The organism is Arthrobacter sp. Y3221157 (genome assembly GCF_059089865.1).
The window spans coordinates 1-10,164 of record NZ_JBNHFD010000112.1; the positions used below are offsets into that span (position 1 = coordinate 1).

The 10,164-nt window shown below is 67.0% G+C and carries 10 protein-coding genes; 4 read left to right on the forward strand and 6 right to left on the reverse strand.

The window, feature by feature from the left end; genetic code table 11:
• A partial coding sequence (locus AC5RTT_RS18575) for an ATP-dependent helicase (protein WP_494146435.1) occupies positions 1-2,363 on the reverse strand: 2,363 nt, incomplete at its 3' end.
• A 92-nt stretch (positions 2,364-2,455) separates the two neighbouring features.
• Positions 2,456-2,872, reverse strand: coding sequence for an MGMT family protein (locus AC5RTT_RS18580; RefSeq protein ID WP_494146426.1), 417 nt, complete (start codon positions 2,870-2,872; stop codon positions 2,456-2,458).
• Positions 2,873-2,935: 63 nt separating this feature from the next.
• Here AC5RTT_RS18580 and AC5RTT_RS18585 point away from each other — a divergent pair, with 63 nt between their 5' ends.
• From AC5RTT_RS18585 to AC5RTT_RS18600, 4 genes are all read left to right on the forward strand, one after another.
• On the forward strand, positions 2,936-3,646 hold the full coding sequence (locus AC5RTT_RS18585) for a 3'-5' exonuclease (RefSeq protein WP_494146427.1): 711 nt from the start codon (positions 2,936-2,938) through the stop codon (positions 3,644-3,646).
• Positions 3,647-3,981: 335 nt separating this feature from the next.
• Entirely contained in the window at positions 3,982-4,917 is a 936-nt protein-coding gene (locus AC5RTT_RS18590; protein ID WP_494146428.1) for a substrate-binding periplasmic protein, read from the forward strand.
• 16 nt (positions 4,918-4,933) lie between these two features.
• Entirely contained in the window at positions 4,934-5,698 is a 765-nt protein-coding gene (locus tag AC5RTT_RS18595; RefSeq protein ID WP_494146429.1) for an amino acid ABC transporter permease, read from the forward strand.
• Complete coding sequence (locus AC5RTT_RS18600; protein WP_494146430.1) at positions 5,695-6,432, forward strand: amino acid ABC transporter ATP-binding protein; 738 nt, start codon at positions 5,695-5,697, stop codon at positions 6,430-6,432. The genes AC5RTT_RS18595 and AC5RTT_RS18600 overlap by 4 nt, the downstream gene beginning before the upstream one ends.
• 119 nt (positions 6,433-6,551) lie before the next feature.
• Here AC5RTT_RS18600 and hemL read toward each other — a convergent pair whose 3' ends face one another.
• The 4 genes from hemL to AC5RTT_RS18620 all read right to left on the reverse strand — a co-directional run.
• Entirely contained in the window at positions 6,552-7,883 is a 1,332-nt protein-coding gene (gene hemL, locus AC5RTT_RS18605) for a glutamate-1-semialdehyde 2,1-aminomutase (protein ID WP_494146431.1), read from the reverse strand.
• A 29-nt stretch (positions 7,884-7,912) separates the two neighbouring features.
• Positions 7,913-8,986, reverse strand: a complete 1,074-nt coding sequence (locus AC5RTT_RS18610) for an LLM class flavin-dependent oxidoreductase (protein ID WP_494146432.1) — start codon at positions 8,984-8,986, stop codon at positions 7,913-7,915.
• Complete coding sequence (hemB, locus tag AC5RTT_RS18615; RefSeq protein ID WP_494146433.1) at positions 8,986-9,966, reverse strand: porphobilinogen synthase; 981 nt, start codon at positions 9,964-9,966, stop codon at positions 8,986-8,988. The genes AC5RTT_RS18610 and hemB overlap by 1 nt, the downstream gene beginning before the upstream one ends.
• An 11-nt stretch (positions 9,967-9,977) precedes the next feature.
• The coding region (locus AC5RTT_RS18620; protein ID WP_494146434.1) for a uroporphyrinogen-III synthase at positions 9,978-10,164 on the reverse strand (187 nt) is incomplete at its 5' end.

Sequence of the window (10,164 nt, forward strand, 5' to 3'; positions counted from 1 at the left end):
GCCAGCCGGGCCAGCACCCTTGCCGCCTCCCGGGCCTCCGCTGCATGGTTCCCGTCCAGCTGGGCATGCTGCCGCAGTTCGGCAACGAGGGCCCGCAGGGTCATGGGGCGTTCCACCGCGGTGAAGCCCCTCCGCTCCTGGCCACGCTCCAGCGGCGCGACGTAATCCAGGAATGGCGACGGCTGGTCGTCCTCCGAGGCGACCGCCGTGCATATGAGCAACTCCCGGGAGCGTGAAACAGCTGTGGAAAAGCTGCGCAGTTCGTCGTAGCGGATTTCGCGCAACCGGCTCAGCGGGTCCCGTTGCAACGCGTAGGCGGGGCCGTGTTCAACGGCGTCCGCGTAGAGAGTGCTGCCCAGGAGTTCCCCCCGGAGCCGGGTATTGGGCCACACGCCCTCCTGCAGGCCGGCGACAATCACGACTGGCCATTCCCGTCCTGCTGCGCTGGCGGGCGTCATCAGCTCCACGGCATCATCCATCTGTGCCCTGGCTGCAAGGGTGTCCATGGGGAGCTCCTGGTTCAGGAGGTACTCCAGGAACTGTTCAGGCCCGGCTCCGGGCATCTGGTCCACGTACCGCTCGGCCGTATGGAACAACGCCATCATCGCGTCCAGGTCCCGGTCGGCGCGGGCGCCGTGGGGGCCGCCTGCCAGTGCGGTTTCCGTCCAGGATGCTGCCAGCCCGGTGGAGCTCCACAACGCCCAAAGCACCGATTCGGCGTTGGCGCCCGGCTGGAAGGCAGCTTCGCGCCCGGCCTGGATCATCCTGGCGGCACGCCTCGCCGCTCTGCCTTCAATACCCATGGCGGACAGCGCCCCGGGCTCCAGCAGGGCCTCGACCAGGAGTGCATCGCTGGTCCGTCCGCCGCCACCCAGCAGTTCCTCACGGCGAAGCGACTGCCGGAGCCGCCGCAGTTCGATGGAGGTGGCTCCGCCGATCCGGGAGGTAAGGAGGGACACCGCGGCTTCCGGGGTCAGCAATGTGGGGTCCAGTGCAATGGCAAAGGCATCCAGCAGGGGGCGTACCGCTACTTCGTCCCGCACGGCCGACTCGGCAACCGGCACCCGGACAGGGATCCCCTGTCCCGAGAGGTAACGCTGCAGCTCGCTGACCTGTCCGCCGTTGCGCACAATGACAGCGATCTCCGTGAGGTCCCGGCCATGGTTGATGTGCTGGTCCAGGATCCGCTGGGCGACATACCGGAGCTCGTGCACAGCTGACGGGACCAGGTGCGCCTCGACGGTCCCTTCCTGCAGGTTCCCCTCCGGCCGGTCCTTCTGCGGATGCTCCAGCCGCCTGGCCAGCTGCCCGCCCGCGCGCTGCGAGATCCTGCCGGCAACGCCGAGCCACGCGTCCGCGAGCGCCGGAACCAGGCGGTGGGAATGGGACAGCGGACGCTCCACGAGGGACGCTCCCGGGGACAGCAGCCGCGGCAGCTCCGCCACGAGGTCGGGCCGGGCCCCCCGGAAGCCCTGGACCACGGTATCGGGCGAGTACGCCACATAGCAGTCCTTGCCTGCCGCAATGTCCGCCAGGAGCTCGAATACTGCGGGGTTCGCTTCCTGGATGTCGTCCACCACCACCAGTTGAAGCCTGTCCCGTTCGGCAGCGAGGAATTCCGGCGCGTCCTGGAAGATGTAGCGTGCCGCCGTGATGATTCCGGCGGGGTCGAAGGCCTCCGGCATCCTGAGGTCCAGGACATCCCGGTACTCGTTGTAGAGGGCAGCCGCGGCGATCCAGTCGGGCCTGCCGCACTCCCGGCCAAGCACTTCAAGATCCTCCGCAGTACGGCCGGACTGGATGATCCGGTCGAAGAGCTGCCGGACCTCCTGGCGGAACCCGCGGGTTTCGAGCGCGCCGTTGAGGTCCTCAGGCCACGGCAGTTCCAGGCCCGGAAGGCGGTGCCCGTCAAGGAGTTCCTTGATGATGAGGTCCTGTTCGGGACCGGACAGGAGGCGCGGCGGCCGGGCCAGCGGGATCACGCCCTCCGCCTTGGCGCGCCTGATCAGGTCAAAGGCGTAGGAAGCCCACGTGCGTGCGGGGGTGGTGCTGAGGCTTCGGTCCAGCCGGGCGGTAAAGCGGTCCCGCAGGAAATCAGCGGCCAGGCGGCTCGGGGCAAGGATCAGCATGCGCTCGGGATCGATGCCGTCCCGCAGGGCGCGCTCCACGGCAGCCTCGATGAGCACAGTGGTCTTACCGGTCCCGGGGGCGCCGGGGACCAGCACTGGCCCGGTTCCAGAGGGAACATCGACGGCGGCCTGCTGGTCAGGAGTGAGTGACGGCGCGGCTGCATGGACCTGGCGCGGCGCGAGCAGCCGCAAGGAACCTGGCCTTCCTGCGGTAGCGTCTGGGCTGCTTCCCACTTTGCCAGCACCGGGCCCGAAAGCGGACTCCTGCCCCGGCTGGGGGTCGGGCCGGTATTCGTCACGTGGTCCCGTGAAGGGAAGAGTTACTGTCACACGGACATTCCATCATCAGCCACCGACAATCCCTGGAGCCGACGCTCCAGCGCCGCGGCGATGCCGTCCACCCTGTCCAGATCCCCGTCGGTCGGCTGCCAGCGAGCGGCGGACAGATCGACGCGCCACCGGCCCTCCCCGGTCCGGAGGAAGGACCCGAAGTCGCCTCGGAGCGGTGTTCCCTCATCCAGGTAGCGGCGGAGGGCCGCGGCTTCATGCCCCTCGGGAGCATGTCCGCTCGCCTTCAGCACACGCCACCAGGGAACACCACTGCCGTAATGGCTCAGCACCGCCCCCACCTGCCGCGGGCCCCCGGCCCCGAGCAGTTCGGAAACGTCTCCGTAGGACACAACGGACCCGGCTGGTACCAGCTCAACAACGGCCAGCACCGCCTCCACATACCCGATCCGCACTCATCCAATCTATCGGCAGTGGCGCTCCCCGGAATTGTCCGGGGTCCCCCTTAGCGTTGAAGCATGAGCACCTGGAACACCCTTCCCCGAGCAGCCTTCGATCTCGAAACCACCGGGCGGAACTCCCGTGCGGCCCGGATTGTCACAGCGTCGGTGACCGTCGTGGATCACCACGGCGAGGTCATCAAGGAACATGAGTGGCTGGCGGATCCGGGGGTGGAAATTCCCGTTGAAGCCAGCGATGTGCACGGAATCACCACGGAGCAGGCCCGGCGTGACGGGCGCCCCGCCCCTGAAGTCACCAGGGAACTTGCAGGGGTCCTGCAAGAGTTGTTCGACGCCGGTGTTCCCGTCATTGCCTTCAACGCAAGCTACGACTTCACCGTGCTGGCGGCCGAGTCGGCCCGGTACGGGGTCCCACAGCTGACGCGGTTCCCGGTACTTGATCCGTACATCATGAATAAGCAGGTGGACCGCTACCGTAAGGGCAAGCGCACCCTCACGGCCCTGTGTGAGGAGTACGGCGTGGTCCTGGACAACGCCCACACGTCTGCCGCTGACGCCCTGGCCACACTGAAGGTGCTGGATGCAATGGCCGGCAAGTTCCCCAAGCTGATGATGCCGGCCAGCCAGCTCCACCAGCTCCAGGTCGATTGGGCTGTCAGCCAGGCTGCGGACTTCCAGGGCTACCTCCGCAAGACCAAGCCCACCGCCGTGATCGAAGGTGATTGGCCGGTCCTGCCTCCACAGGATGCCAGCGTCGGCGGATTTTAGGCTTCAGCAGGGCCTGCCCCGCCGTAATGCGAGACAAGTCACAGTGCAACCACTGCGCATTTCACCCTTGAAGGGGCCCCGTGAATTCGCCGGATCTCTGAGCGCTCTCCCTGTTGCGCGTGCGAGAAGGGGAAATCCCCGAATTAAATGCGGCCTCGGGCCGCGCTGCTCGTCCTTCCATTTCCTTAACAGCGCATTTTCGATGAAGTGAGACAATAAAGTTTTGCGGTCACCCCTGCCCTGGCCATGCTCGACCAGCACGGGGCAGGTGCCAGGCGCCATCAGCGCAGCCTTGCGGCCCGGTTGACTTATGACTCAATGAAAGTGACAACCTGATGAAAATCAAAGCGATGAAGTGGCTGACTACCGCTCCCGTTGCTCTGGCCCTGGCGGTTTCCCTGGCCGCCTGCGGTTCAGGGTCCCCGGAGCCCGCCGGCACCCCCACCGATGCCCTCGCCGGCAGCGACCAGCAGACGCTGGACAAGTACACCACTGCCGATGTCACCCCGATCGACCAGATCGACAAGACCAAGCTCGGGCTCAACACCGAAGGCATGCTCGAAGTGGGCACGCTCTCGGACGCGCCGCCGAATATCTTCATCGACCCCTCCGGCAAGTTCACCGGCTACGACAACGAGCTCCTGCGCGCCATCGCCGCCAAGCTCGGCCTCGAGGTGGAATTTGTTGCCACGGACTTCTCGGCGCTCCTTTCCCAGGTGCAGACCAAGCAGTTCGACGTCGGGTCCTCCTCCATCTCCACCACGGAAGCCCGTCGCCAGAACGTCGGCTTCACCAACGGCTACGACTTCGGCTTCATGGCCGTCGTCGCCAAGACCGACGGCGACGTCAAGAGCTTCGATGACCTCACCTCCGACCTGCGCGTCGGCGTCGTCCAGGGCACCGTCCAGGACGACTACGTCACCAACACCCTGAAGATGGAACCGATCCGCTTCCCGGACTACGCCACCGTCTACGCCAACGTCCGCAACGGCCAGGTGGATGCCTGGGTGGCTCCGTCGCAGCAGGCTGAAGGCCAGGTCAAGGAAGGCGACGGCACCGCCATCGTCGAATCGAAGATCAACACCGAGAACTTCACCGCCTACGCCGTGGCCAAGGACAACCAGCCGTTGATCGACGCGCTGAACTCGGGCCTGGACGCCGTAATCGAGGACGGGACCTGGTCCAAGCTGACCAAGGAGTGGTACCCGGACCGCGAAATGCCGACTGACTGGAAGCCGGGCAGCAAGGCCGCCACGGTTCCCCAGAGCTGATTGAGCCGGGACGTTTATGGATCTCCTGGACCAGCTTGCCGACACCTTCTTCAACTGGGAGGAAATGGCCAAAGTCATTCCTGCCCTGTTCATGGTGGGCCTGCCCAACACCCTGATGCTGGCCATTGCCTCAGGCATCTTTGGATCCCTGCTGGGGCTGCTGCTGGCCATGATGGGCATTTCCCGCAACGCGGGGGCCCGGTGGGCGGCACGCATTTACACCGACATCTTCCGCGGCCTGCCGGCCATCCTGGTGATCCTGGTGATCGGCATCGGCCTCAGTCCGGTCGCCAGGGAAATCACGGGTTCGCGGAACCCGTATCCCCTGGGGATCCTGGCCCTGACCCTGATCGCCGCCGCCTACATCGGCGAGATCTTCCGGTCGGGTATCCAGAGCGTTGAGAAGGGCCAGCTGGAGGCCTCGCGGGCCCTCGGGTTCAGCTACGGCAGCTCCATGCGCCTGGTAGTGGTGCCCCAGGGCATCCGCCGGGTCCTTCCCGCCCTGGTGAACCAGTTCATCTCGCTGCTGAAGGACTCCTCGCTGGTGTTCATGCTGGGCCTGGCAGCCTCCGACCGGGAGATCTTCCGGATCGGCAACGATGCCATGGCCAACACCGGCAACCTGTCACCGCTGGTCGCCGCGGGTGTCCTGTACCTGATCCTGACCGTCCCGCTCACCCACTTCGTGAACTTCATCGACCACCGGCTGCGTACGGGCAAGCCGGAGAAGAAGGAGCCGGACGAACTGGCAGCACCTATCGGCAAGGGGGCACACGCATGACGGAATTCGCTTCCGGAACCCTGACCGGCAAGAACCTGCACCTCTCGTTTGGCCACAACCACGTTCTGCGCGGGATCGACCTGCATGTGGAAAAGGGCACCACGGCCTCGGTCATCGGCCCGTCCGGGTCCGGCAAGTCCACGCTGCTGCGCGTCATGAACCGCCTGATCGAGCCCGACCAGGGTGACATCCTGTTGGATGGGCGATCCGTCCTCAAGGACAACCCGGACGAACTCCGGCAGCGGATCGGCATGGTGTTCCAGCAGTTCAACCTGTTCCCGCACAAGACCGTGGTGGACAACGTGTCGCTGGCCCTCAGTAAGCTCCGGAAGCTGCCCAAGGACCAGGCCCGCGCCGAAGCCCTGGAGCAACTGGACCTCGTGGGCCTGAAGCACAAGGCCGATTCCCGTCCGGCCAACCTGTCCGGCGGCCAGCAGCAGCGCGTGGCGATTGCCCGGGCGCTGGCCATGAAGCCGGAGGTCATGTTCTTCGATGAGGCCACGTCGGCCCTTGACCCCGAACTGGTCAAGGGTGTCCTCGCCCTCATGGCGGACCTGGCGAAGGGCGGCATGACCATGGTGGTGGTGACCCACGAAATGGGCTTCTCCCGCAACGTCTCGGATAACGTCACGTTCATGGACGCGGGTGTCGTGGTGGAGTCCGGTCCGCCGGAGCAGATTTTCACCGCACCGCGCACGGACCGGCTCAAGGGCTTCCTTTCGGACGTCCTCTAGCCGAAGACAAGAAATCCCCGCGTCCCGGGCCTTTCCCCCACACATGGTGGGTGGATTGGTCCGGGACGCGGGGATTTGCCGTTAAGCCGGCGACGGCGGAACCCGCCCGGCGGCCGGAATTACGGCCGGGCCGCAGCGGCTGCCGCTGCCGCGGCGGGCAGGGCGTCGAAAATCCGGTTCATGGCGGCGTCGTCGTGGGCTGCGGAGAGGAACCAGGCCTCGAACACCGACGGCGGCAGGTAGACGCCGGACTCCAGCATGGAGTGGAAGAACGGCGCGTACCGGAAAGCCTCCTGGGCCTGGGCGTCGGCGTAGTTGTGGACGCCGTGCTTGGAGGTTCCGAAGGCCACCGAGAACAGGTTCCCAGCGAACTGGATGGAGTGGTCCACCCCGGCGGCATCCAGGGCGCTGGAAAGAGCCGAGGATAGTTCCAGCGAACGGGTGTCGATGTAGGAGTAGACGTCGCGGGTGGCGTTGGTCAGCGTGGCAACGCCGGCGGCCATGGCCACCGGGTTTCCGGACAGCGTTCCCGCCTGGTACACGGGCCCGGTGGGAGCCAGGTGGTCCATGACGTCGGCGCGTCCGCCAAGTGCCGCCGTCGGCATGCCGCCGCCAATGACCTTGCCGAATGTGAGCAGGTCCGGGGTCCAGGGATCGGCGGCGTCGGGTGCTCCGCCGGTCAGTCCCCAGTAGCCGGAGTAGCCGGTGCGGAAGCCCGTGAGCACCTCGTCCACGATGAGCAGGGCCCCGTGTTCCCGGGTGATCCTGGACAGCCCCAGGTTGAAGCCCTCTTCCGGGGTCACCACGCCCATGTTGGCCGGGGCGGCCTCGGTAATGACGGCTGCGATGTTGGGGCCGTGAGCAGCGAATGCTTCCTTGACGGCGGTGAGGTCGTTGTACGGCAGGACCAGGGTTTCAGCGGCAGTCGCCTCGGTGACGCCTGCGGAACCCGGCAGGGCGAGGGTTGCGACGCCGGACCCGGCGGATGCCAGCAGCCCGTCCAGGTGGCCGTGGTAGCAGCCCGCGAACTTGATGATCAGGTTGCGCCCCGTGAAGCCGCGGGCCAGCCGGACGGCGGTCATTGTGGCTTCGGTGCCGGTGGACACCATCCGGAGGCGTTCGACGGCGGGCACGCGTTCCTTGACGATTTCGGCCAGGTTGGCCTCGTCCGGTGTGGAGGCACCGAAGGACAGTCCCCGGTCAACCGCGGCATGGACCGCGTCCAGCACGGCGGGGTGTGCGTGGCCCAGCAGCGCAGGGCCCCAGGAGCAGACCAGGTCAACGTATTCCTTGCCGTCCGCGTCCGTCAGGTAGGCGCCCTTGGCGGCCACCATGAAGCGGGGCGTTCCGCCCACGGAGCCGAAGGCGCGGACGGGCGAGTTGACGCCGCCCGGCATCAGCTGGCGGGCGCGGTCGAATAATGCCTCGTTGCGAGGATTGCTGGAAGTCATGGTTCCTATTCTCTCAGTTAACCGGCATGTCAGCTGCCGAGCAGTTCCGCCACCTTGGGCGCCACCGCCGTTCCCATCAGCTCAATCGAGCGCATCATTGCCGAATGCGGCAGGGGCCCGCTGCTGTACTTCAGGTCGAAGCGGTCCACCCCCAGGTTCTGCTTGAGCAGGGCAATCTTCCGGGCCACCGTCTCCGGGGAGCCGACGTACAGGGCGCCCTCCGGTGCGCACATGGCGTCGAACTCGGGACGGCCGGCAGGGCCCCAGCCGCGTTCGGCGCCCAGCCGGTTCCGCAACGTGAGCCAGTGCGGATAGAACTCCTCGCGCGCCTCCTCGTCCGTGGGGGCGACGTGCCCCGGCGAATGCGTGGCCATCTGCTGCATCGGGTGCCCGTATTTGGCCATGGCCTCGCGGTACAGGTCTGCCAGCGGACGGAAAGCACGCGGCTGGCCGCCGATGATGGCGAAGATGACCGGGTAGCCGTAGTGGGCGCACCGGAGCACCGATTCAGGGGTGCCGCCGACGCCGATCCAAGTGGGCAGCAGGTGGTGTTCCAGGGGTGGGTAGACGCTGAGCCCGGCCAGGGCCGGCCGGGTCCGCCCTTCCCAGTGGACCGGCTGCTGCAAACGCACCTTGCTGAACAGTTCCAGCTTCTCCTCGAAGAGGACCTCGTAATCGGCGAGGTCGAACCCGAAGAGGGGGAACGATTCCACGAACGAGCCGCGGCCCAGCATGACCTCGGCGCGGCCGTTGGAGATGGCGTCCACCGTTGAGAAGCGCTGGAAGACGCGGATGGGATCGTCCGAGCTGAGGACGGTGACGGCCGAACCCAGGCGGATCCTGGTGGTGCGGGCCGCCGCAGCAGCCAGGAAGACTTCCGGCGCGGATACCGCGTAGTCCTTCCGGTGGTGCTCCCCCACACCGAAGGCGTGAAGTCCGACGGCGTCCGCAAGTTCGGCCTGTTCCAGCAGCTGCCGCAGGACTTCGGCATGCGCCTGCGGGGTGCCGTCCTTTTTCACCCCGACGTCACCGAACGTGTTGAGGCCCAGCAGGATGCGGTCCTCCCCTACAGGTTCGGTGGGTCCCGCGGGCAGCTCCGTCATCAGGATTCCTTCAGCCAGCTGGCCAGCTCCGCGGCCCAGTAGGTCAGCACCATGCCCGCGCCGGCCCGGCGGATGCCCAGCACGGATTCGGTGATGGCAGCCCGCCTGTCGATCCAGCCGTTGGCGGCGGCGGCCTCGATCATGGCGTACTCGCCGGAGATCTGGTAGACCGCCACCGGCACCGGGCTCATGGCGGCGACGTCGGCCACGATGTCCAGGTAGCTCATGGCCGGTTTGACCATCACGATGTCGGCACCCTCGGCCAGGTCCAGTTCCACTTCGCGCAGCGCCTCGGTGCGGTTTCCTGCATCCATCTGGTAGGTCCGCCGGTCGCCCTTGAGCTGGGAATCGACCGCCTCGCGGAACGGTCCGTAGAAGGCGGAGGCGTACTTGGCCGAGTAGGCGATGACCGACGTGCTTGTGTGGCCGGCTCCATCCAGGGCGGTCCGGATGGCGGCGATCTGTCCGTCCATCATCCCTGAGGGTCCAAGCATGTGGGCGCCGGCGTCCGCCTGTGCCACGGCCATGCGCGCGTAGATCTCCACGGTGCGGTCGTTGTCGACGTAGCCGTCGTCGTCGAGCACCCCGCAGTGGCCGTGGTCGGTGAACTCGTCCAGGCACACGTCGCTCATGATCACCAGGCTGTCCCCCACCTCGGCGCGAACGTCGCGGATGGCCTTGTTCAGCACTCCGTCGGGGTCGAGCGAGGCCGAGCCCTCGGCGTCGCGGTTTTCCGGGATGCCGAACAGCATGATGCCGCCCAGCCCCAGCTCGGCGGCCTCGGTGGCGGCGCGCTTCAGGGTGTCCGTGGTGTGCTGCACCACCCCCGGCATGGAAGTGATGGGGTTCGGTTCGGTGAGCCCTTCCCGGATGAAGGCGGGAAGGATGAGCTCGGCCGGCGCCAGGCGGGTTTCGGCGGTCAGCCGGCGCATGGCGGGCGTGGTCCGAAGGCGGCGCGGGCGTTGGCTGGGGAATGTCATGGTCCTGTCCTTCACGTTGTTCCGGGTGGATTCGGGTGCGGTGCGCCGGAACCGGCGGTTCCCAGGGCGGCCCCGACGGCAGCTACGAGTCCCTCCGGCGTCGGCTCAGCCGCCACGGCCGCCACCTGCAGGCCAAGCGCGGCGGCCTGTTCCGCCGTCGAACGCCCGATGACCACAAGCCGGCAGCCGCGCAGCGGC

Bases quoted from the DNA above. Each gene is read 5' to 3' on its own strand.
- AC5RTT_RS18585 (WP_494146427.1), top strand. From the start codon at position 2,936: ATGAGCACCTGGAACACCCTTCCCCGAGCAGCCTTCGATCTCGAAACC.
- AC5RTT_RS18590 (WP_494146428.1), top strand. From the start codon at position 3,982: ATGAAAATCAAAGCGATGAAGTGGCTGACTACCGCTCCCGTTGCTCTG.
- AC5RTT_RS18595 (WP_494146429.1), top strand. From the start codon at position 4,934: ATGGATCTCCTGGACCAGCTTGCCGACACCTTCTTCAACTGGGAGGAA.
- AC5RTT_RS18600 (WP_494146430.1), top strand. From the start codon at position 5,695: ATGACGGAATTCGCTTCCGGAACCCTGACCGGCAAGAACCTGCACCTC.
- hemL (WP_494146431.1), bottom strand. From the start codon at position 7,883: ATGACTTCCAGCAATCCTCGCAACGAGGCATTATTCGACCGCGCCCGC.
- AC5RTT_RS18610 (WP_494146432.1), bottom strand. From the start codon at position 8,986: ATGACGGAGCTGCCCGCGGGACCCACCGAACCTGTAGGGGAGGACCGC.
- hemB (WP_494146433.1), bottom strand. From the start codon at position 9,966: ATGACATTCCCCAGCCAACGCCCGCGCCGCCTTCGGACCACGCCCGCC.